The sequence below is a fragment of the Cognatishimia activa genome (assembly GCF_017798205.1).
GTDB classification, from domain to species: Bacteria; Pseudomonadota; Alphaproteobacteria; order Rhodobacterales; family Rhodobacteraceae; genus Cognatishimia; species Cognatishimia activa_A.
The window spans coordinates 1,632,131-1,652,084 of sequence record NZ_CP060010.1; the positions used below are offsets into that span (position 1 = coordinate 1,632,131).

General features: G+C 54.6%; 21 protein-coding genes, 2 tRNA genes, 1 rRNA gene and 1 pseudogene. 17 read left to right on the plus strand and 8 right to left on the minus strand.

Features of this window, described 5'->3' with window-relative positions:
- Positions 1-82: 82 nt before the first annotated feature.
- Both rrf and HZ995_RS07880 read left to right on the plus strand, forming a co-directional pair.
- Positions 83-201, plus strand: a 5S ribosomal RNA gene (gene rrf / locus HZ995_RS07875).
- A gap of 58 nt (positions 202-259) precedes the next feature.
- Positions 260-341 (plus strand) — tRNA-OTHER (locus HZ995_RS07880).
- Positions 342-541: 200 nt separating this feature from the next.
- Here HZ995_RS07880 and HZ995_RS07885 read toward each other — a convergent pair.
- Positions 542-1,063, minus strand: a complete 522-nt coding sequence (locus HZ995_RS07885) for a CBS domain-containing protein (protein WP_209355136.1) — start codon at positions 1,061-1,063, stop codon at positions 542-544.
- Between the two features lie 80 nt (positions 1,064-1,143).
- Between HZ995_RS07885 and HZ995_RS07890 the strand changes: the two genes are divergently transcribed.
- Positions 1,144-1,329: a hypothetical protein gene (locus tag HZ995_RS07890; protein ID WP_209355137.1), complete on the plus strand. Its 186-nt coding sequence runs from the start codon at positions 1,144-1,146 to the stop codon at positions 1,327-1,329.
- Here HZ995_RS07890 and nqrM read toward each other — a convergent pair.
- The gene (nqrM, locus tag HZ995_RS07895; RefSeq protein ID WP_209355138.1) at positions 1,326-1,571 is read right to left on the minus strand and encodes a (Na+)-NQR maturation NqrM; all 246 of its coding nucleotides are present in this window, start codon (positions 1,569-1,571) and stop codon (positions 1,326-1,328) included. The two genes, HZ995_RS07890 and nqrM, sit on opposite strands and share 4 nt — an antisense overlap.
- 24 nt (positions 1,572-1,595) lie before the next feature.
- Positions 1,596-2,615, minus strand: coding sequence for an FAD:protein FMN transferase (locus tag HZ995_RS07900; RefSeq protein WP_245168802.1), 1,020 nt, complete (start codon positions 2,613-2,615; stop codon positions 1,596-1,598).
- A gap of 182 nt (positions 2,616-2,797) precedes the next feature.
- On the opposite strand from HZ995_RS07900, the gene HZ995_RS07905 reads away from it, so the two are divergent.
- The 6 genes and pseudogenes from HZ995_RS07905 (at position 2,798) to nqrF (ending at position 8,635) form a co-directional block, all read left to right on the plus strand.
- Positions 2,798-4,138 carry a Na(+)-translocating NADH-quinone reductase subunit A gene (locus HZ995_RS07905; RefSeq protein ID WP_209355139.1) on the plus strand — a complete coding sequence of 447 codons (1,341 nt, stop codon included), beginning with the start codon at positions 2,798-2,800 and terminating at the stop codon, positions 4,136-4,138.
- Positions 4,139-4,141: 3 nt separating this feature from the next.
- Positions 4,142-5,343 (plus strand): annotated as a pseudogene (locus HZ995_RS07910) (NADH:ubiquinone reductase (Na(+)-transporting) subunit B).
- Positions 5,336-6,139, plus strand: coding sequence for a Na(+)-translocating NADH-quinone reductase subunit C (locus tag HZ995_RS07915; protein WP_209355140.1), 804 nt, complete (start codon positions 5,336-5,338; stop codon positions 6,137-6,139). The pseudogene HZ995_RS07910 and the gene HZ995_RS07915 overlap by 8 nt, the downstream one beginning before the upstream one ends.
- Positions 6,139-6,792, plus strand: coding sequence for an NADH:ubiquinone reductase (Na(+)-transporting) subunit D (locus HZ995_RS07920; RefSeq protein WP_209355141.1), 654 nt, complete (start codon positions 6,139-6,141; stop codon positions 6,790-6,792). The genes HZ995_RS07915 and HZ995_RS07920 overlap by 1 nt, the downstream gene beginning before the upstream one ends.
- The gene (nqrE, locus tag HZ995_RS07925; RefSeq protein WP_209355142.1) at positions 6,792-7,400 is read left to right on the plus strand and encodes an NADH:ubiquinone reductase (Na(+)-transporting) subunit E; all 609 of its coding nucleotides are present in this window, start codon (positions 6,792-6,794) and stop codon (positions 7,398-7,400) included. Before HZ995_RS07920 ends, nqrE begins: the two co-directional genes overlap by 1 nt.
- Positions 7,401-7,411: 11 nt before the next feature.
- On the plus strand, positions 7,412-8,635 hold the full coding sequence (nqrF, locus tag HZ995_RS07930) for an NADH:ubiquinone reductase (Na(+)-transporting) subunit F (protein ID WP_209355143.1): 1,224 nt from the start codon (positions 7,412-7,414) through the stop codon (positions 8,633-8,635).
- A gap of 154 nt (positions 8,636-8,789) precedes the next feature.
- Here the strand turns inward: nqrF and HZ995_RS07935 are convergent.
- Positions 8,790-8,865 (minus strand) — tRNA-Lys (locus HZ995_RS07935).
- Between the two features lie 135 nt (positions 8,866-9,000).
- Between HZ995_RS07935 and dapF the strand changes: the two genes are divergently transcribed.
- Together dapF and mtaB are read left to right on the plus strand one after the other, a co-directional pair.
- The gene (dapF, locus tag HZ995_RS07940; protein WP_209355144.1) at positions 9,001-9,813 is read left to right on the plus strand and encodes a diaminopimelate epimerase; all 813 of its coding nucleotides are present in this window, start codon (positions 9,001-9,003) and stop codon (positions 9,811-9,813) included.
- Positions 9,810-11,069 (plus strand): tRNA (N(6)-L-threonylcarbamoyladenosine(37)-C(2))-methylthiotransferase MtaB, encoded by a 1,260-nt coding sequence (mtaB, locus tag HZ995_RS07945; protein WP_209355145.1) that lies wholly within the window; start codon positions 9,810-9,812, stop codon positions 11,067-11,069. The genes dapF and mtaB overlap by 4 nt, the downstream gene beginning before the upstream one ends.
- On the opposite strand, the gene HZ995_RS07950 is transcribed toward mtaB, so the two are convergent.
- On the minus strand, positions 11,054-11,929 hold the full coding sequence (locus HZ995_RS07950; RefSeq protein ID WP_209355146.1) for a DMT family transporter: 876 nt from the start codon (positions 11,927-11,929) through the stop codon (positions 11,054-11,056). The genes mtaB and HZ995_RS07950 overlap by 16 nt on opposite strands.
- Positions 11,930-11,996: 67 nt before the next feature.
- Here HZ995_RS07950 and HZ995_RS07955 point away from each other — a divergent pair, with 67 nt between their 5' ends.
- Both HZ995_RS07955 and HZ995_RS07960 read left to right on the plus strand, forming a co-directional pair.
- Positions 11,997-12,689: a glutathione S-transferase gene (locus HZ995_RS07955; RefSeq protein WP_209355147.1), complete on the plus strand. Its 693-nt coding sequence runs from the start codon at positions 11,997-11,999 to the stop codon at positions 12,687-12,689.
- An 18-nt stretch (positions 12,690-12,707) separates the two neighbouring features.
- On the plus strand, positions 12,708-13,310 hold the full coding sequence (locus HZ995_RS07960) for a glutathione S-transferase (RefSeq protein ID WP_209355148.1): 603 nt from the start codon (positions 12,708-12,710) through the stop codon (positions 13,308-13,310).
- Between the two features lie 96 nt (positions 13,311-13,406).
- On the opposite strand, the gene HZ995_RS07965 is transcribed toward HZ995_RS07960, so the two are convergent.
- Positions 13,407-14,075, minus strand: coding sequence for an outer membrane beta-barrel protein (locus tag HZ995_RS07965; RefSeq protein WP_209355149.1), 669 nt, complete (start codon positions 14,073-14,075; stop codon positions 13,407-13,409).
- Positions 14,076-14,296: 221 nt separating this feature from the next.
- On the opposite strand from HZ995_RS07965, the gene petA reads away from it, so the two are divergent.
- From petA to HZ995_RS07980, 3 genes are read left to right on the plus strand one after another with little or no spacing between them, the layout of a single operon-like run.
- Entirely contained in the window at positions 14,297-14,857 is a 561-nt protein-coding gene (gene petA, locus HZ995_RS07970; RefSeq protein WP_209355150.1) for a ubiquinol-cytochrome c reductase iron-sulfur subunit, read from the plus strand.
- A 12-nt stretch (positions 14,858-14,869) separates the two neighbouring features.
- The gene (petB, locus tag HZ995_RS07975) at positions 14,870-16,192 is read left to right on the plus strand and encodes a cytochrome b (protein ID WP_209355151.1); all 1,323 of its coding nucleotides are present in this window, start codon (positions 14,870-14,872) and stop codon (positions 16,190-16,192) included.
- Between the two features lie 14 nt (positions 16,193-16,206).
- Entirely contained in the window at positions 16,207-17,001 is a 795-nt protein-coding gene (locus HZ995_RS07980) for a cytochrome c1 (protein WP_209355152.1), read from the plus strand.
- 136 nt (positions 17,002-17,137) lie between these two features.
- Here HZ995_RS07980 and HZ995_RS07985 read toward each other — a convergent pair whose 3' ends face one another.
- Positions 17,138-18,310: a winged helix-turn-helix domain-containing protein gene (locus HZ995_RS07985; protein WP_209355153.1), complete on the minus strand. Its 1,173-nt coding sequence runs from the start codon at positions 18,308-18,310 to the stop codon at positions 17,138-17,140.
- Between the two features lie 39 nt (positions 18,311-18,349).
- On the minus strand, positions 18,350-19,258 hold the full coding sequence (locus tag HZ995_RS07990; RefSeq protein ID WP_209355154.1) for a rhodanese-related sulfurtransferase: 909 nt from the start codon (positions 19,256-19,258) through the stop codon (positions 18,350-18,352).
- 74 nt (positions 19,259-19,332) lie between these two features.
- Here HZ995_RS07990 and pncA point away from each other — a divergent pair, with 74 nt between their 5' ends.
- Positions 19,333-19,929: a bifunctional nicotinamidase/pyrazinamidase gene (gene pncA, locus HZ995_RS07995; RefSeq protein WP_209355155.1), complete on the plus strand. Its 597-nt coding sequence runs from the start codon at positions 19,333-19,335 to the stop codon at positions 19,927-19,929.
- Positions 19,930-19,954 lie beyond the last annotated feature (25 nt).

The window sequence follows — 19,954 nt, forward strand, 5'->3', positions numbered from 1 at the left end:
TTCAATCACTGCGATCCAAAAGCCAGCGTACAGCACCTCATGTGTACTGACTTGAAACTTTAACGTTTGTTTTTTTACTCGGTTTGGTGATCATAGCACGAAGTGAAACACCCGGTCCCATCCCAGAACCGGAAGTTAAGCACCAATTGCGCCTGAATGGTTCTGCATCTTAAGGTGTGGGAGAGTAGGGCATCGCCAAACCCTAGCAAAAACAAACACATATCTCTCAAAACGATGATATATCTATTCGACCTGCCGACGCGGGATGGAGCAGCCCGGTAGCTCGTCAGGAAGCTCATAACCCTGAAAAGGTCGTCCAGGTTCAAATCCTACTCCCGCAAATCCAGGTCGAATAACAAAAACAAACCACATTCAGAATACAATCGATACACAGCATCAATCGATTAACGTCTGCACATCCTCAGGCTCACACCCTCAAGGGCAAAGGGCCAAAGCCTGCTCACGAAAACCAACTTTAGCGAACATGCAAAACAAGAACTGACCGCTGCACGCCAATTGAAACGGTCGTTTGTGTCTATCTCTACCCAACTATCAGCTGCTTCAACTGTAACGCCTCGTGCTCCAATTCCGTCAGGCGAAGTTCACAACATCCCCCAATCGTGACCATGCCCATCAGTTTACCATCAGCAAGCACTGGCATGTGGCGGAAACGGCCTGCGGTCATGCGCTTTAGAACAGACACCAAGGCCTCATCAGGCCCACAGGTTTCCACTTTGGATGTCATAACATCGTTGACTGATTGCGGAAGCGTCTGACCCGGCGTATCCGCCAGTTTGCGCACGATATCGCGTTCCGACAGGATCCCGCAGAGATCTCCAGCATCATCCGTGACGATCAACGCACCAATCCGCTTGTCGCGCAAAACCTGAACCGCCTCTCCAAGAGTTGCCGATGGTTTGATCGAGAACACATCCTCGCCCTTGCCCTTCAAAATCTGCGCAACGCTGGCCGCATTGCTTTGCACATTGGTTGCGGCAGATTGGCTTTGCGTCTTGGATTTGGACTGATCTTTGCGCATGGGGGCCTGGTAGGATGCTGGCATAGGGTATGATACTCTTCGCAATGGTTGTTATTCACTTGGACCTCAAGCATAACCCAAGTTCCCAAAATGCGGAGAGAAAATTGCTTACAGTTCAGTTGACCCCGGCCATCGCCACGGTGATCTTCGTTTTGGCCTGTCTGTCAGGATATCAATATCGGCGTGTCTGGAAGGCCGAGGGGCCACGTTGGCAGCTCTGGGTTTTTGGGGTCTTTACCGCCGCAGCGCTTTTGTTTCTTGCGTTTACGCCGCTTCAAACAGGCACCTAAGCGCCGTCAGCGTCCAGACCTGCGCGTTCCATCATCTTGCGTGCACGCGGGCAAGCCAGACGTTCACGCAGCGGGCTATTGGGATCGATCTCTTTGTTGCAGACGAGGCATTGATCCGCGTCGGCAATGGCATTCAGGCCGCCGCAACTACCCTTGATGCGCTTGTTCATCAGAATCACGCCAAGCGACATGCCCAGCGTGATCAGGATCAAAAGTACAAAAGTGAGAAGGAAAGTTTCCATTCTACTTGCGTCCTTTGCGCGTGCTTAGGCGGTCAGGGCCTTGAAGCTGTCGCTTGCTTCGGTCTTGAACCGCAATTCAGTCGAAGATGGGTCACGTTCCACGAACAGAACCGCCAAGTCATGCGCTTTTGCGATCTCAAGACCCTTCTCACGACCCAATATAAGCATTGCTGTCGCCCATGCATCAGCCAGCATCGCATTTTCTGCCAAAACAGTTGCGGATGCGGTTTTATGCGTGATCGGACGGCCGGTCACTGGATCGATCAGGTGGGAGAAACGCTCGCCGTCCTGCTCGAAATAGTTGCGGTAGTCACCAGAGGACGCGAGGCCGTAGCCAGAGACGCCAACCACATCCAGAACACCGCCGGACAGAGCCGCTGGTTTCTCGATGCCGATCTGCCAAGGGGTGCCGGCTGGGTTCATGCCGGAGGCATAAAGGTCGCCGCCGATCTCAACCATATAGTCGGTGATGCCGAGGCTTTCGAGCGCGCGACCGACTTGGTCCGCACCATATCCCTTGCCGATTGCGGAGAGGTAAACCTGCGCATCAGAGCGGCGTTTCTGCAGCGTGGTTGCGCCGACGTTCAATGTCGCACCGTGACCAGAACGGGCCTGAGCGGCCGCGATCTCAGCGTCAGACGCCATGTGTTTCGCGCCATTTGCGCCAAAACCCCAGAGCTCGATCAGCGGGCCCATCGTGGTATCAAAGCGACCTTCGCTTGCGATATGCACGTCTTCGGCGGCGCGCATAACTTTCGCGAGATCCGTAGAAATACCCATGGAACCAAGGTCGGTTTTGGCATTGAAGCGTGAAATTTCAGAGGTCGAGTCCCAGTTCGACATCTGTTTGTTCACCAAAGCCAAGGCCGATTCGATCTGTGCTTTCGCCTCTGCTTCATTGACCTTACGGGACGGATCGACCGCCACGACGTTATAGCTCGTACCCATGGTAAGACCCGAGAAATCAAGGGTTTTTGCACCAGGTTTGCAGGCAGCCAGAGCCACGGACATGAGGATAAAAGAGCGGCGGGATAACGCGGTCATATCGGTCAAGAAAGCACTTCCTTATATGGGACAACGAAGCCAAAACGGTGTGTCGGGACGGCTTTTCAACGACATTCATGCCCTTTACAACTGAAAAAGTTAAGTCAGAGACATAATTTTCTGCTTTCAACCAGAGCCCGCATGTCGCATATGCCTGTCAAATTCTGTTAGAGGTTCGAACTTTGAAGCGCTTTAAGCTCAGAAAAGGTCTGGACGTGCCCATTCTTGGCGCACCAAGCCCAGACATTCAGGTTGCTCCCCAAAGCAGCACAGTTGGACTCCTTGGTGATGACTACATTGGCCTCAAGCCACGTATCCTCGTTGCCGAAGGGGATGTGGTCGGCGTCGGTGCCCCTATTCTTCATGACAAAGATCTGCCTGAGGTGAACGTCGTTTCCCCAGTTGCCGGTCGCGTCAAAGCGATCAATCGCGGGGCGCGTCGTAAGCTGATCAGCGTTGAGATCGAAGTTCAGGATGGCGCGGCTGAGTCCGTCGATTTCTCGAATGTTGGCGACATCGCAACCGCCGAGGGCCTAACCGAACGTCTATGTGCGGCGGGTCTCTGGACCTCCTTCCGCGCGCGGCCCTATTCGAAAGTGCCCTCTCCGGCGACGCGTCCGGCGGCGATTTTCGTCACCGCAATGGACAGCGAACCTCTGGCCGCAGATGCTGCGCAGATCATTGGCGAGGCCGCAGATGCCTTCACCAAAGGTCTTGAGGCGATCACCTCATTGACCGACGGTGCGACATTCCTTTGCTTTGAAGACGGCGCTCCAGTTCCAGGTGGCGATATCGCGGGCGTAGAGGCTGCGGCCTTCTCGGGTCCGCACCCAGCTGGCCTTGCTGGCACGCATATCCATTTTCTACACAAACTTGATCCAGAGAACCCTGTTTGGACCATCGGCTACCAGGACGTGATTGCGATTGGCCAATTGCTGATCACCGGCAACTACGACGGATCGCGTGTGATTTCTCTGGCGGGTCCGGTCTGTGCGAACCCACGTTTGGTGCGCACCGTCGCAGGTGCCTCCATGGTGGACGTCGCGGCCTATGATTTGCCGGACATGCCCGTACGCATGATCTCGGGTTCTGTTCTCAGCGGTCGCGCGGGCGAGGGGCCTAGCGCCTATTTGGGGCGTTACGCGCGCCAGATCACGTTGATCGAAGAAGACAAGAAACAGATCCCAATGGGCTGGATCCGTCCCATGTTCGCGAAATACGCGGTGCAGCCGGTGCTCGGGTCGGCTCTGTCGGGTCGCAAGTTCCCGCTGACCAGCAACCTGAATGGTGGTCGCCGCGCGATGGTGCCTCTGGGCACCTTTGAAGGCTTGATGCCGCAGGACTTCCTTCCGACGCAGCTGCTGCGGGCGATGCTGGTGATGGACACCGATCAGGCGCAACTCTTGGGCGCGATGGAGCTTGACGAAGAAGACCTTGGTCTCGTCGGCTTTGCCTGTCCTGCGAAATATGAATACGGGCTGGCGCTGCGCGACTGTCTGACTAAGATCGAGAAAGAGGGGTAAACCGTGGGTCTACGTAACTTCTTTCGATTCGGATTGAGCCGCATTTTGTAAAGGGCGGGAAATATGAAAAGTTCTTCCCCATTTATGAAATGGTGGAGAGTTTTGTTTACACACCTAAAACGGTCACGACAGCTGCACCGCATGCACGCTCATATATAGATATGAAGCGCATCATGACTTACGTAGTGATTGCAACTATTCCAGCGATTTTAGTGGGCATGTATAATGTTGGTCTTCAGACCAATATGGCGATTGAGACATTTGGTGCTGAGGGTTGGCGTGCTTGGATCTTAAGCACATTGGGCATTGGATTTGATCCAGGCAATCCATTTGCCAATATTGTCCATGGTGCACTTTATTTCTTCCCGATTTACATCGTAACGCTTGTTGCGGGCGGTATTTTCGAAGTTGTGTTCGCAACCATTCGCGGTCACGAAGTGAACGAAGGTTTCCTCGTAACATCAATGCTTTACGCTTTAATCATGCCAGCAAGTACACCATTGTGGCAGGTGGCGCTTGGTATCATTTTCGGTGTTGTGATTGGTAAAGAAGTCTTTGGCGGTACAGGTAAGAACTTCCTTAATCCCGCGCTCACCGGTCGCGCGTTCTTATACTTTGCTTATCCTGCTCAAATGTCAGGTGATACAATTTGGGTGCCGGTTGATGGGTTTTCTGGCGCGACGGCTTTATCGATTTCGGCCTCAGCCGGCTTTGAAGAATTAGCCGCAAACGGCATGAGCTGGATGGATTCATTCATTGGTTTAATTCCAGGTTCGATTGGCGAAACATCAACAATTGCCTGTATGATTGGACTGGCATTCTTGCTGATTACGCGCATTGCTAATTGGCGCCTTGTTGTTGGGTGTCTTGCGGGTATGATTGGATTTTCGCTGCTGTTGAACCTTATTGGTTCTGACACAAACCCAATGTTCGCATTGCCTTGGTATTGGCATTTGGTAATCGGCGGATATGCCTTTGGTTTGGCCTTTATGGTCACCGAGCCAGTATCTGCATCTCACACAAATCTTGGACGCTATTTCTATGGCGCATTGGTTGGTGTCATGGTGGTCATGATCCGCGTGATCAATCCAGCTTTCCCAGAAGGGATGATGCTGGCGATCTTGTTCGCAAACGTCTTTGCGCCGCTGATTGATTATTTCGTCGTGCAGGCAAACATTAAACGTAGGGCCAAAAAACATGTCTGATCAGGAAAAACAGCCCGGATTAATTCGTCGTTTTTTAGCCACCGGATTAGCGTTGCCTAAGACGATCTTTATCGCGGTATCGGTCTGTCTGGTTGCCTCGATGATCGTATCAGCCGCCGCCGTGGCCCTTCGCCCGACGCAGGCCGTGAACGCGCTGAAAGACAAGCAGATCAACATTCTGCAGGTCGCGGGGATCTATGATCCGAGCAAAGACGTGCTGGAATCCTTCGCAGCCTTTGAACCGCAGATCCTGGAACTGGCAACCGGCGAGTTCACCGACCAGTTTGACATCGCCACATTCGATGACCGCGACGCGGCCGACGATCCGGCGACCTCGGTTGCGCTGGACGACGACCCAGCGGGCATCGGCCGTCAGGGCAAATTCGTCACCGTCTATCTGCTGCGCGATGACGCGGGCGAGATCGACAAGGTGATCCTGCCGCTGCACGGCTATGGCCTCTGGTCCACGCTCTATGGCTTCATCGCTCTGGAAGAGAACGGCAACGACATCTTCGGTCTACAGTTCTATGAACACGCCGAGACCCCGGGTCTGGGTGCAGAGGTCGACAACCCACGTTGGAAAGCATTGTGGAACGGCAAGAAGCTGGCGGACGAGAACGGTGAGCTGCAGATCAGCGTGACCAAAGCGGTGCCTGCCGCGGGTGCTGACTATCACATCGACGCTTTGGCCGGTGCGACACTGACCACCGTTGGGGTGCACAACCTTGTGAACTTCTGGATGGGCGAAACAGGGTATCAACCTTTCCTAGACAACCTAAAAGCAGGGGGCATCTAATGGCGCATAAACGCAGAGAAATGCTGATCGACCCGTTGGTCGACAACAACCCGATCACGCTTCAGGTTCTGGGGATTTGTTCCGCCCTCGCGGTGACGTCCTCGCTGCAGGTGGCCTTCGTGATGTCCATCGCGGTGACATTCGTGACGGCGTTTTCGTCCATGTTCATCTCGATGATCCGCAACCATATCCCAGGTTCCATCCGTATTATTGTTCAAATGGTGATTATCGCATCTTTGGTGATCATCGTGGACCAGATTTTGAAGGCATACGCATTTGAGATCTCAAAAACACTATCGGTATTTGTGGGCTTGATTATTACCAATTGTATCGTGATGGGTCGCGCAGAAGCATTTGCCATGAAGAACCCGCCGATTGCATCGTTCATTGACGGTGTTGGCAACGGACTTGGTTACGGTTTGATCTTAATGCTTGTTGGATTTGTTCGTGAATTGTTTGGCGCTGGCAGCTTGTTTGGTGTGACAATTTTGGAAACAGTCAATAATGGTGGCTGGTATGTACCCAACGGCATGTTGCTCCTACCGCCTTCAGCATTCTTCATTATCGGCTTGATCATTTGGGCATTCCGCACTTGGAAACCTGCTCAAGTTGAGGTGCGCGAATATAAAATCCAGACGGTGGAGGCCCACTAATGGAAGCGCTCATTTCCCTTGCTGTCAAAGCAATCTTTGTTGAAAATCTTGCGCTCTCATTCTTCTTGGGAATGTGTACGTTTATTGCGGTATCGAAGAAGATTTCAACCGCAATCGGACTCGGTATTTCTGTGATGATTGTGCAATCCATCACAGTACCAGCGAACAACCTCATCTTGAACTATCTATTGGCACCTGGTGCACTGAGCTGGGCAGGATTTGATGATGTTGATCTAACCTTCCTTGGTTTGATTTCTTATATCGGCGTGATCGCGGCGCTTGTGCAAATTCTTGAGATGGTGCTCGATAAGTATTTCCCACCGCTTTACAACGCATTGGGCGTGTTCTTGCCTTTGATTACCGTGAACTGCGCGATCTTGGGTGGTTCATTGTTCATGGTGGAACGGAGTTACGATTTCTCTGAATCTGTCACGTATGGTGTTTCATCGGGCTTTGGTTGGGCGCTGGCGATTACTGCAATGGCAGGTGTTCGCGAGAAGCTTAAATATTCCGACATTCCCGATGGTCTGCAGGGGCTTGGCATCACCTTTATCTCAGCTGGCTTGATGGCAATGGCATTTATGTCATTCTCTGGCGTTAAATTGTAGGGAGATTACTCATGGCAACATTTGGTCTTGGTATTGTACTCTTTACATTGATCGTTCTCGCGCTGGTGACGATCATTCTCGCAGCGCGTTCGAAACTCGTTTCAACTGGTAATGTGAATATTACCATAAATGGCGAGAAAACAATTTCTGTCCCTGCTGGTGGCAAATTGTTGCAGACTTTGGCAGAACAGAAACTATTCGTCCCATCTGCTTGTGGCGGTGGTGGCACATGTGCTCAATGCCGGGTGCGAATTCATGAGGGTGGGGGATCCATCCTTCCCACTGAGGAAAGCCACATTACCAAGCGAGAAGCTGCATGCGGCGATCGTTTGTCATGTCAGGTTGCTGTTAAGCAAGACATGCAGGTCGAAGTGCCCGAAGAAGTCTTTGGTGTGAAGAAATGGGAATGTACCGTTCGTTCCAATGACAATGTTGCAACCTTTATTAAGAACCTTGTCCTTGAATTGCCCGAAGGTGAAGATGTGAACTTCCGTGCCGGTGGTTATATTCAGATCGAGGCACCTGCACACAAGCTTTCTTACACTGATTTTGATATCGGTGATGAATATCGCGAAGATTGGGATAAATTTAATCTCTGGCAGTTTGAATCAAGCGTGGAAGAGCCGATTGAGCGTGCTTATTCCATGGCAAACTATCCCGATGAGAAAGGCCTCATTATGCTGAACGTGCGTGTGGCTTCACCACCGCCTGGCAAAAATGATGTACCTCCTGGGCAGATGTCGTCTTACATCTTTAATTTAAAACCAGGCGATAAAGTCACGATTTCAGGCCCATTTGGTGAATTCTTTGCACGCGAAACACCGAAAGAGATGGTCTTTGTGGGTGGTGGTGCTGGTATGGCGCCAATGCGCAGTCACATCTTTGATCAGCTGAAGCGTCTTGAAAACCGCGATCGCAAGATCACTTTCTGGTATGGTGCGCGGTCGAAAAAAGAAATGTTCTTTGTTGAAGATTTCGATCAATTGGCCGAAGAGTTTGATAATTTTGAATGGCATGTTGCGCTTTCTGATGCGCTGCCTGAGGATGATTGGTCTGGCTATACAGGCTTTATTCATAACATCTTGCTTGAAGAATATCTCAAGGATCATCCAGCACCAGAAGATTGCGAATATTATATGTGTGGCCCGCCCATCATGAACCAGTCGGTGATTAATATGTTGCTGGAGCTGGGTGTGGATCGCGAAGACATCATGCTGGATGACTTTGGCGGTTAAGCCGGGCACAGCGACGAAATCAAAGCCGCGAGGAACGCAAGTTTCTCGCGGTTTTTTTTGTGGCTGACCGACGGGTTCAAAACAATGAGAAAGCGCACACGCGCCCCCAAGACGGATCAAATCCGCGAACGATTTCGATGTCTTGGAGAGGAAGTGGTGAGCCGTATAGGATTCGAACCTATGACCCACTGATTAAAAGTCAGTTGCTCTACCAACTGAGCTAACGGCCCACTTCGCTGTGCGTGAGGGGGCTTCTAAGAACAACGGCGGGGGGGGTCAAGCCATAAACGCACAAAAAATTACAGTGACTGGAATTAGTTGGCGCGCGGCTTTATATGCCCCCAGCGCGAGTCTAGGATGGGACGATGATCCAGTTTGAGAAAATGCACGGTTTGGGCAATGATTTCGTTGTCATAGACGCTCGGGAGCGGCCAGATGGGCTGTCTGAGGCCTTGGTGAAAGCCATCGCGCATCGCCATATGGGTGTCGGCTTTGACCAGCTCGCAGTGATCGAAAAGGGGTCCGAGGACGCGCATCTGGTGTTTTATAACGCGGACGGCTCGACCTCGGCGGCCTGCGGCAACGCGACTCGCTGTATTGCCCGCAAGTTGATGACGGAATCGGGGCGAGACGCGCTGACGCTTACCACCGAACGCGGCACGCTTTACGCCAAAGACGCAGGCGACGGGCTGACCTCCATCAACATGGGCCATCCGCAACTGCACTGGCATGAGGTTCCGCTCGCTCAAGAGATGGACACGCTGGAACTCCCGATTGACGGAGGCCCGACGGCCACGGGTATGGGCAATCCGCATTGCACCTTCTTTGTGGAGGACGCCGAGGCGGTTGATCTGGAAAAACTCGGATCTGGGTTCGAGCACCACCCGCTCTATCCTGAACGCACCAATGTTCAATTCGCGTCTGTGATCGGAGAGAACCACCTCCGCATGCGCGTCTGGGAGCGAGGCGTGGGCGTGACGCTCGCGTCGGGCAGCTCGTCCTGCGCAACCGCAGTGGCTGCCGCGCGTCGCGGACTGACAGGGCGTCAGGTTCAGATAGACCTTGACGGCGGCACCATCTGGATCGACTGGCGCGAGGATGGCGTTTGGATGACCGGGCCGACGATGACCGTCTTCCAAGGAGCTTTCACGGATGATTTCCTAGAGGCCTCCAAGTGAGCACGCCTCCCAAGTTCACGACGCTCGGCTGCCGGCTCAACGCCTATGAAACCGAAGCGATGAAAGAGCTCAGCCAAGAGGCTGGGATCAGCAATGCTGTGATCGTGAACACATGCGCCGTGACCGCCGAGGCCGTCCGCAAAGCGCGGCAGGAAATCCGCAAGCTTCGGCGTGAAAACCCTGTGGCGACATTGATCGTCACGGGCTGTGCTGCGCAAACCGAACCCGAGACCTTCGCTAAAATGGGCGAGGTCGACCGTGTCATCGGCAACACCGAGAAAATGCAGTCCGAGACCTGGAAAAACATGGCGGCAGATTTCGTGGGTGAGACGGAAAAGGTCCAGGTCGACGATATCATGTCCATCACGGAAACCGCGGGCCATCTGATCGACGGTTTCGGCACCCGTAGCCGCGCCTATGTGCAGGTTCAAAACGGCTGTGACCACCGTTGCACCTTCTGCATCATTCCCTACGGTCGCGGCAATTCCCGTTCTGTGCCTGCAGGCGTTGTGGTTGATCAGATCAAACGCCTTGTTGACAAAGGCTTTAACGAAGTCGTTCTGACTGGCGTCGATCTCACCTCATGGGGCGCAGACCTTCCCGCCCAGCCAAAACTCGGCGATCTGGTCATGCGGATCTTAAAGCTGGTCCCCGATCTGCCACGCCTAAGGATTTCCTCAGTCGACTCAATCGAGGTGGACGAGAACCTCATGGCCGCCATCGCCACCGAGCCGCGCCTGATGCCGCATCTGCATCTGTCGCTGCAGCACGGAGACGACCTGATCCTCAAACGCATGGCTCGCCGGCACCTGCGCGACGACGCGATCCGCTTTTGCGAGGACGCCAAGAAGCTGCGCCCGGATATGACCTTCGGTGCGGATATTATCGCAGGCTTTCCAACCGAGACGGACGCGCATTTCGAGAACTCTCTGAAGCTTGTGGAGGACTGCGATCTAACGTGGCTTCACGTCTTTCCCTATTCCAAACGCGAAGGCACCCCGGCGGCCAAGATCCCTAGTCAGGTGTCTGGCCCAACGATCAAAGCCCGCGCCGCCCAATTGCGCGCGGCAGGCGACGCCCAAGTCGCGAAACATCTGGCGGCTCAGATCGGCAAAACCCACAGCATCCTCATGGAAAACCCGCATATGGGGCGCACCGAGCAATTCACTGAAGTGCACTTCGCAACGCCCCAAGTTGAGGGCAGCATCGTCAAAGCCACCATCACCGGTCAGGCGGCAAATCAGCTGACTGTGTGACGCGGCGCGCGCGCCTCTTGCAAGACTGCAATGAGGCCTGCCACAACGATCACTACCATGCCAAGGAACGCCAGCGTTCCGGGCACAACAGCAAAGACCACCGCATCTATGCCGAGCGCAAAGATCAGGCCAAAATAATCAAACGGCGCAAGTGTCGAGACTTTGGTCCGTTTCACCGCTTCGACCGATAGAATATGGCCAAATGCTCCCAAAAGCCCTGCGCAGACCAACAGAAATAACGACGTCGAGGTCAGGCCGTTCCACCCAAATGGCCATGTGACAAGGCCCATTGCCATAGACGCAAGGGCAAAACTCAGGGAAATCGACGCTGCGCTCTCATGAGAGGACATACGCTTAACGTGAATGCGCACCATCGCCCATGTCAGCGCAAATCCCAATCCCGCGCCCATGCCAATCAGGCTGCCGCGCGAAAAGTCGGGACGTTCCAACTCGGCCCAAAGCATCAGCCCAATACCAAGCAGACCCAACATGGCGGCAACCACGAGCCAGCGGGTCATGCGCTCGCCTAACAACCATGCGGCCAATGGCAAAGATATCAGCGGGGCGAGATATCCGAGCGCCGATGCATTCGCGACCGGCAAATAAGCCAGAGACGTAAAGGAGAAGGCCATAGCGAGACCTCCGAGCAGGCCACGGATCGCATGGTTGCCGAGGTGTTTAGGCGCCAGACTCTGCGCGCCTCCAAACCGCAGGGCAAAGGTCACAATCACAATGGTCGCAACGCCCGAGCGCCAGGCCATGATTTGCCCGACCGGCAAGGTCTTTGCCAGTTGGTGAATGATCGCTGACATGGCGGTGATGAGCGCAATAGCGGCCAATCGCAGAAGAATACCCTGCATAAAGAGAGTGCCTTAAATTTGGGAGAGCACTATAGTCTCAGTTCCAACGCAGCCTATCTGGATCGCTATGACAACGCAAACTGACCTGCCCATCCTCTATAGTTTCCGCCGCTGCCCCTATGCCATGCGCGCGCGGCTGGCGATTGCGTCGTCGAAAACGCCCGTTGAACTGCGCGAAATCCTTCTGCGCGACAAAGCGCAGGCGTTTTTGGAAGCCAGCCCCTCAGCAACGGTGCCGTGCCTGAAGACTGAGGATCAGGTTCTGGATGAATCGCTCGACGTCATGCTCTGGGCGCTTGAGCAGTCTGATCCAGAGGGATGGCTTGAAATGCCACCTGAAGGTCGTGATCTCATTGCCGAGGCAGATGGCCCATTTAAGGCAGCACTTGATCGCACCAAATACCACACGCGCTATGGTTCTGACCCCGAAGAAGAACGCGCCAAAGCGAGTGTGTTTTTGAAGAAACTCGACACCCAAATCGGCGCCAAAGCGTTTCTGTTCAAAGATACCCCAAGCCTTGCGGATATGGCGATCCTGCCTTTCGTGCGCCAGTTCGCCTTTGTGGACAAAGCCAGGTTTGACGCAGAGCCCTTGGGCAACCTGAAACGCTGGCTGGAAAGCTTTTTGGTTTCAGATCTCTTCACGCATATTATGCCGAAATACCCCGTCTGGTCGCCTCAGGATGCGCCGACTATATTCCCTTCGCGCGACATCTTGTTGCAAATAGAGAATCCGCGTCGCAACCTGACCACAGATTGATTTAACAAGGACCTCAGAATGAAACTTATTGGCTCGCCGACCTCTCCTTTTGTGCGCAAATGTTTGGTTGCTTTGAAAGAGCTTGGCCTTGATGAGCAAATCGAGGTTCTTTCAGTTGCAACAACACCGCTCGCTTCAGCACCCGAAGTCCTTGCGGCCAATCCCTTAGGCAAAATCCCAGCGCTCATCAGTGATGAAGGCCCGGCGATCTATGACAGTCGCGTCATCACGCAATTCCTCAACGCGCATGCCGAGGGCGACCTTTATCCCGAAACTGCGAAATGGGAACTCCTCACGCTCGAAGCGACTGCCGATGCGATTATGGAGGCTGCGGTTCTGATGGCCTATGAAGCTCGTGTCCGCCAAGACGGCGAACGCAGCGAAGCATGGGTCGAGGCCCAATGGGGCAAAGCCACACGCGCTTTGGATGCGGTGCAGGCGCGCTGGATGAGCCACCTTAGTGGCCCGCTCAATATCACACAGATCGGGATCGCTTGTGCGCTGGGCTATATCGACTTCCGCCACGATGCGCGCCAGTGGCGCGACGGGCGCGAGACCTTGGCGGATTGGTTCGCCACCTTTAGCCAGCGCGAGTCTTTTCAGACAACCACGCCTTCCTGATTTTATCTTGCCAAAAATACTCTGGACGCAGCCCATAAAAAAGGCGGTGTGCACAGCACGCCGCCTTTCGCAGTTTCAGACCAAGGGTCCGGACCATTAATACCGGTAAGTGATACCGATGTTCAGCGCATTGGTTATCAGGTTGGTTTCCAAGGTGCCGCCCGTGTCCAGATCAAAGGAATTGCTGGAATAGGTAAACTGGTACTCCGCATAGGCATCCCAGCGTTCATTCAATTCCATAGACACACCGGCTCCAATCCGCGCCGCCGGCCCGGTTACTTGATAGCCATATGTGCGCGCCAGACCTGTTGGCTGTGCATCCACATGCGGAATCGCCAAACCGAGACCTCCAGTCACAAATGGAGACAATCGCCCATCCCACCAGCGACCATCCCAACGGCGGCTGATGTTTGCTGTCAGGATATTGTGGCCGTCGGTAAATTCCAGACGGTTCAGACCAAGCGCGGTGAGATCTGCATCAGACATATAGGCCTTGGCATGGGTCATTTCGACACCAAAACCCCAACCGCTATCGCGCCAGTACATAGCTTTGACACCATAGTATGGCGGCGTTTCAAAGCTTTTGCCTTCCCAGGTGATCAGGCGATTCACATTCGTGGTGCCACCACCGTTGTTGAACGAGCCTGTTAGCCGGCTATGCGGGGAGGTCTGCGCTCCAAGGTAAAAGCTGAGTTCGATATCCGCGGAGGCGGGGCCTGCGAGAATCACGGCCACGGCCGCCAAAACGTTGCGCAATTTTTTCATGTGACTGCCCTCAATGCCCAAAATGAAGATTTTCTTGACTACATAGGAACAAATTCTAGCGCCCTCAAGCGCGACAGATCAACGCTCTAGCCCACTTATGGCGAATGTGCGCTGGACGCACCACAAACGCTTCGCTAATAAGCACCGAAGGAGAAGCTGCAGGAGACTGCGGCTGAGTCCCATATTGGCCGAATTCGGCCGCGAAAATTGGAGTAAACCACGTGTCCCACGTAGATGATCACGAAGGCACCCGGAGGGATTTCCTCTATTATGCGACCGCAGGCGCAGGTGCAGTGACCGCAGGCGCGGCCGTTTGGCCCCTCGTCAATCAGATGAACCCCTCCGCAGACGTCAAGGCTCTGGCCTCGATTCGCGTAGACACCTCTGGCATCGAGCCGGGCACGCAGTTGACTGTGAAATGGCTTGGTAAGCCGGTCTTTATTCGTCGTCGTACGCAAGAAGAGATCGATGAGGCGCGCGCTGTGCCTTTGGCGGACCTGAGCATCGATGCCGAGTCCCGCAACGACAACAAACCAGGCACCGACGCTGCGGATGAGAACCGTGCGATGGATGAAAACGGTGAATGGTTGGTCATGATGGGTGTTTGTACACACCTTGGCTGTGTGCCTCTGGGCGATGGCGCAGGTGACTTTGGTGGCTGGTTCTGCCCATGCCACGGCTCTCACTACGACACATCCGGCCGTATCCGCAAAGGTCCGGCCCCCGAAAACCTTCCTGTTCCTGTTGCCCGTTTCGAGGGCAGCGAACTGGTCCTCGGCTAAGGAGCGCGAAGAATGTCTGGTATTCCTCACGATCATTACGAGCCAAAGTCTAACGGCGAAAAGTGGCTGCACAGCCGCCTGCCAGTTGTTGGTCTGCTCTATGACACCCTGATGATCCCAACCCCAAAGAACCTGAACTGGTGGTGGATCTGGGGCATCGTTCTGGCGTTCTGCCTGGCGCTGCAAATCGTCACCGGTATTGTTCTGGTGATGCACTACACCCCGCATGTAGATCTGGCGTTTGCTTCCGTAGAGCACATCATGCGCAACGTGAATGGCGGCCATATGATCCGTTACATGCACATGAACGGCGCGTCGCTGTTCTTCCTTGCTGTCTATATCCATATGTTCCGCGGTCTCTTCTATGGTTCCTATAAGGCGCCTCGCGAAGTCACCTGGATCATCGGCATGATCATCTATCTTCTGATGATGGCGACTGGTTTCATGGGCTACGTTCTGCCTTGGGGTCAGATGTCCTTCTGGGGCGCGACCGTGATCACCGGCCTGTTCGGTGCGGTTCCTTTCGTTGGCGATGCGCTGCAGACCTTCCTTCTGGGCGGCCCTGCCGTTGATAACGCGACCCTGAACCGTTTCTTCTCGCTGCACTATCTGCTGCCGTTTGTGATTGCAGGCCTCGTGATCGTGCACATCTGGGCCTTCCACACCACCGGCAACAACAACCCAACCGGTGTTGAAGTGCGTCGCGGTTCCAAAGAAGAAGCGGCGAAAGACACGCTGCCATTCTGGCCATACTTCGTGATCAAAGATCTCTTTGGTCTGGCAGTTGTTCTGGTGATCTTCTTCGCGGTTGTTGGCTTTATGCCGAACTACCTCGGCCACCCAGACAACTACATCGAAGCCAACCCTCTGGCGACACCAGCTCACATCGTTCCTGAATGGTACTTCCTGCCGTTCTACGCGATCCTGCGGGCCTTCACTGGCGACGTCTGGGTTGTGATGTTCGCAAGCTGGATCACCGGCGGCATCATCGATGCTAAGTTCTTTGGTGTTCTGGCGATGTTTGGTGCGATCGCGATCATGGCGCTGGCACCTTGGCTGGACACATCCCGTGTGCGCTCTGGTCAGTATCGCCCGATGTTCAAATGGTGGTATCGCCTTCTGCTTCTGGACTTCGTTGTCCTGATGTGGGCCGGCGCGATGCCAGCAGAGCCTCCATACTCCACCATCTCGCTGATCGGCGCGACCTACTGGTTCGCATACTTCCTGGTCATCCTGCCTTTGCTGGGTGTGATCGAGAAGCCTCTGCCTCAGCCAGAGACCATCGAAGACGACTTCAATGCCCATTACGGCAAACCAGCAGAACCTGCTGAATAAGAGGAAACGGGATAATGTTTAAGAAACTCGCGATCTCCGCAGTTGCCGCCCTGACCTTGACTTCGGGTGCTGCTATGGCCGCCGGTGGCGCTGGTCACGTGCACGACGTTGACTTCTCTTACGAAGGTCCTTTCGGGACCTTCGATCAGAACCAGCTTCAACGTGGTCTGAAAGTCTACACCGAAGTGTGCGCTGCCTGCCACGGCCTGCAGTATGTGCCTCTGCGTACATTGGCAGACGAGGGTGGTCCTCACTTCTCTGAAGCTGAGGTACGTCAGTATGCAGCAGATAACTTCGAAGTCTTTGACGCCGAGCTGGATGACTTCCGCGCGGCCAAGCCTGCGGACTTCTTCCCAGGATCCAACCTTGAGAACGCACCTGACCTGAGCCTCATGGCAAAGGCACGTGCTGGTTTCCACGGCCCTTACGGCTCTGGTATCAACCAGTTCTTCAAAGGCATGGGCGGCGGTGAGTACATCTACTCCATTCTGGATGGCTACACCGGCAAAGAGAAAACTCAGGCTGGCACCACCTTCTACGAAAACACCGCCTTCCCAGGTGGCTGGATCGCCATGGCGCCTCCACTGGAAGACGGTCTGGTCGACTTTGACGACGGTCACGACAATTCGCTGCACCACATGGCAGAAGATGTCTCTGCCTTCCTGATGTGGACCGCAGAGCCTAAGATGATGGCACGTAAAGAAGCAGGCTTTATCGGGGTGTTCATCCTCGCGATTCTGTCTGTTCTGCTTTACCTGACCAACAAGAAGATCTGGGCGCCGCACAAGGGCAAAAAGACTTCTGCCTAAGGTTCAGGTGAGACGAATTTGAAAGGCCCCGCTTCTGGCGGGGCTTTTTGTTTTGGGGATGTGTCTTGGGGCTCTGCCCGTTCGGCCCTCAAAAGCTTCTCAAGCTTTGGCAAGACGGGCCTCACCCCGGGGTACTTCAGGCAAGAGAAAATGGGGTTTCCCAAGTGACCTGCTTGCAGCCTACAAAGCGGCCCAATCGGTCCAGTTCGGCGTGGAGTTTGTTTTGGCGCGCCGTAGGCCATTTGACGCCTGGCTCTGGCCAGAAGTTGAAGACGGTCAGTTCTGATTTCGCGCGGGTGGCTTTGACCTCGATGCGCCCGACAAAGCGGTCACCTTCGAGGATTGGATAGACGTAATAACCCCATTTGCGTTTCGCGGCGGGAACAAACATTTCGATGCGGTAGTCAAAGCCAAAGAGGCGATCCAGGCGCGCACGGTCTCGGGTCACCGGATCAAAGGGGTTCACGATCCGAAGGCGTGATGATGGCGCGGTAAGATTCGCGAGGCGGGCCTCGATGTCTGGGGCGCCATAGGCCTGGGTGATCGTCTTGTCCGCGTTCTCGATTTCGACGGGGATGAGATTGGCTTTACATAGCCAGTCTTTGGTTTCAACCGAGGTGCTGGCATCCCAGAAACGCTGGATCTCTCCGGCAGTGCCGACGGCGATATGGTCAATCGCTTCGTTCAAGAGCCAGTCGAGCTCCGCGTCCTCGGACATCTCGCGCGTGCGCAGCTCTTCGGGAAAGACCCGTTCCGGCAGGTTGTAGAACTTGGTGAAATCCTTGCGGAAACAGGTCGCGAGCTCTCCGGTGAGCCACATGTAATCCAACGCGCGTTTGTGCGGGGGGCGTGCCCACATTTCCTTGGGGCGGTCGTTCTTAGTGTCAAAGGCGTGGGTAGATAGGGCGCCTTCTTCCGTGATGCGGGCTTTGATGTCGCGCATCAGATCGGTGCCCGCGACTTCGGTGTACCAATGGTTAGCTTTCTTCTCCATCCGCCGGAATTGGCGTCGCCAAGCGGGTAGGGCCTTCATTGGAATAACTGAGGCGTCATGAGTGAAATGCTCAAAGATCAGCCGGTCCTTGGCCAACAACGGATTAAGCATTTTCTCGCGGTAGTTCTGGTTTCGAGACCACAGGATATGATGATGCGCGCGGCTGACGGTTTGGATGGTGTCCAACTGCACGAAGCCGAGTTGCTCGATCATTCGATAGACATCGAGCGGGCCCGTAGGCGTGTCTGACAACCCCTGAGAGGCCAGCCAAAGCCAACGCGCTTGTTTGTTAGTTATCCGTGAAGCTGCCTGCATGATGCCTCCTGTCTGGGCATCAAACATGAGGCTCTAAACTCAGTCCAGCCCGATGATGTGCTGCTCGCCACGCTTGCGCGCCAGAACCATCTGTTTCTGACGTTCGCGAAAGCGCTCTTTGTCGCGTTCACTGGTTTCATCAATACAGTGATGACAGCTGACGCCCTGTTCATAGGCCGGGTTCGTGACATCTTCTGGCAGGATCGGGCGGCGGCAGGCGTGGCACAGCAAATGCGGGCCTTCTTTCAGCCCGTGGCCGACCGAGACGCGTCCGTCAAAGACGAAACACTCGCCTTCCCAGGTGCTTTCCTCTTGGGGCACTTCTTCGAGGTATTTCAGGATGCCGCCCTTGAGGTGATAGACGTCCTCGACACCTTGACCCAACAGATAGTTCGTCGATTTCTCGCAACGAATGCCGCCGGTGCAGAACATGGCGATGCGCTTGTTGTGAAACCGGTCTTTGTTCTCTTCCCACCAGGCGGGAAACTCGCGGAATGTCGCAGTCTCAGGATCCACCGCACCCTCGAAGGTCCCGATGGCGACCTCATAGTCATTGCGCGTATCAATGGTGACCACATCAGGCGACTTGATCAGCTCGTTCCAATCCTGAGGGTCCACGTAGTTTCCCACATGGGCCGTCGGATCGACATTGGGCTGGCCCAGCGTCACGATCTCTTTCTTCAGCTTCACCTTCATACGTGGAAAAGGCTTTTCGCTGGCAGTGCTTTCTTTCCATTCGAAGTTCGCGCAACCCGGCAGGGACTGAATATGCGCGATCACCGCGTCGATGCCTTTGCGCGGTCCGGCAATCGTGCCGTTGATGCCTTCATGTGCCAAGAGCAGCGTGCCCGTGATCTCATTTGCGAGACACAGGTCCAGCAAAGGCTGACGCAAAGCCTGGTGATCCTCAAAAGAGGTAAAGTGATAGAGCGCGCATACGGTATACATGCGCCGCGGCATACGCCTTGAGGCCTGTAACTTCAAGGACTAGGTTGTCGCACAAAGACCAACCGGAGGGTGGGATGCGTAACGCACTGATCGTGATTGATGTTCAAAATGATTTCTGCCCGGGTGGGGCTTTGGCTGTGCCAGAGGGCGATCAGATCGTCGCGGGAATTAATGCGTTGATGCCAGAGTTTGATGCGGTGATACTGACGCAAGACTGGCACCCATCGGGGCATAGCTCTTTTGCCAGCAGTCACGCAGGGAAGGGCCCTTATGAGACAGTAGAGATGCCTTATGGCACGCAGGTGCTTTGGCCTGATCATTGCGTGCAAGGGTCCGGCGGGGCGGACTTTCATAAAGACCTCGATACAACCCGAGCGGATATGATCATCCGTAAGGGCTATAACCCAGCCATCGACAGCTATTCCGCGTTTTTCGAAAATGACCAGACCACGCCCACGGGGCTTGAAGGATATCTCAAGACGCGCGGGATTTCGGATGTGACGATGGTGGGGCTGGCGACGGATTTCTGTGTGAATTTCTCGGCACTTGATGCCGCGAAACTTGGGCTTAAGGTTTCCGTGCGTATGGACCTCTGCCGGGCGATTGATCTGGATGGATCGCTCGCGGCCGCAACCGCTGCGATGAAAGACACAGGCGTTACGCTGATCTAACCCCGCTTGCCAGAGGCGGCCGCGC

Bases quoted from the DNA above. Each gene is read 5' to 3' on its own strand.
- HZ995_RS07885 (WP_209355136.1), bottom strand. From the start codon at position 1,063: ATGCCAGCATCCTACCAGGCCCCCATGCGCAAAGATCAGTCCAAATCC.
- nqrM (WP_209355138.1), bottom strand. From the start codon at position 1,571: ATGGAAACTTTCCTTCTCACTTTTGTACTTTTGATCCTGATCACGCTG.
- HZ995_RS07900 (WP_245168802.1), bottom strand. From the start codon at position 2,615: ATGACCGCGTTATCCCGCCGCTCTTTTATCCTCATGTCCGTGGCTCTG.
- HZ995_RS07915 (WP_209355140.1), top strand. From the start codon at position 5,336: ATGTCTGATCAGGAAAAACAGCCCGGATTAATTCGTCGTTTTTTAGCC.
- HZ995_RS07920 (WP_209355141.1), top strand. From the start codon at position 6,139: ATGGCGCATAAACGCAGAGAAATGCTGATCGACCCGTTGGTCGACAAC.
- nqrE (WP_209355142.1), top strand. From the start codon at position 6,792: ATGGAAGCGCTCATTTCCCTTGCTGTCAAAGCAATCTTTGTTGAAAAT.
- nqrF (WP_209355143.1), top strand. From the start codon at position 7,412: ATGGCAACATTTGGTCTTGGTATTGTACTCTTTACATTGATCGTTCTC.
- dapF (WP_209355144.1), top strand. From the start codon at position 9,001: ATGATCCAGTTTGAGAAAATGCACGGTTTGGGCAATGATTTCGTTGTC.
- HZ995_RS07950 (WP_209355146.1), bottom strand. From the start codon at position 11,929: ATGCAGGGTATTCTTCTGCGATTGGCCGCTATTGCGCTCATCACCGCC.
- HZ995_RS07955 (WP_209355147.1), top strand. From the start codon at position 11,997: ATGACAACGCAAACTGACCTGCCCATCCTCTATAGTTTCCGCCGCTGC.
- HZ995_RS07960 (WP_209355148.1), top strand. From the start codon at position 12,708: ATGAAACTTATTGGCTCGCCGACCTCTCCTTTTGTGCGCAAATGTTTG.
- HZ995_RS07965 (WP_209355149.1), bottom strand. From the start codon at position 14,075: ATGAAAAAATTGCGCAACGTTTTGGCGGCCGTGGCCGTGATTCTCGCA.
- petB (WP_209355151.1), top strand. From the start codon at position 14,870: ATGTCTGGTATTCCTCACGATCATTACGAGCCAAAGTCTAACGGCGAA.
- HZ995_RS07980 (WP_209355152.1), top strand. From the start codon at position 16,207: ATGTTTAAGAAACTCGCGATCTCCGCAGTTGCCGCCCTGACCTTGACT.
- HZ995_RS07985 (WP_209355153.1), bottom strand. From the start codon at position 18,310: ATGCAGGCAGCTTCACGGATAACTAACAAACAAGCGCGTTGGCTTTGG.
- HZ995_RS07990 (WP_209355154.1), bottom strand. From the start codon at position 19,258: ATGTATACCGTATGCGCGCTCTATCACTTTACCTCTTTTGAGGATCAC.
- pncA (WP_209355155.1), top strand. From the start codon at position 19,333: ATGCGTAACGCACTGATCGTGATTGATGTTCAAAATGATTTCTGCCCG.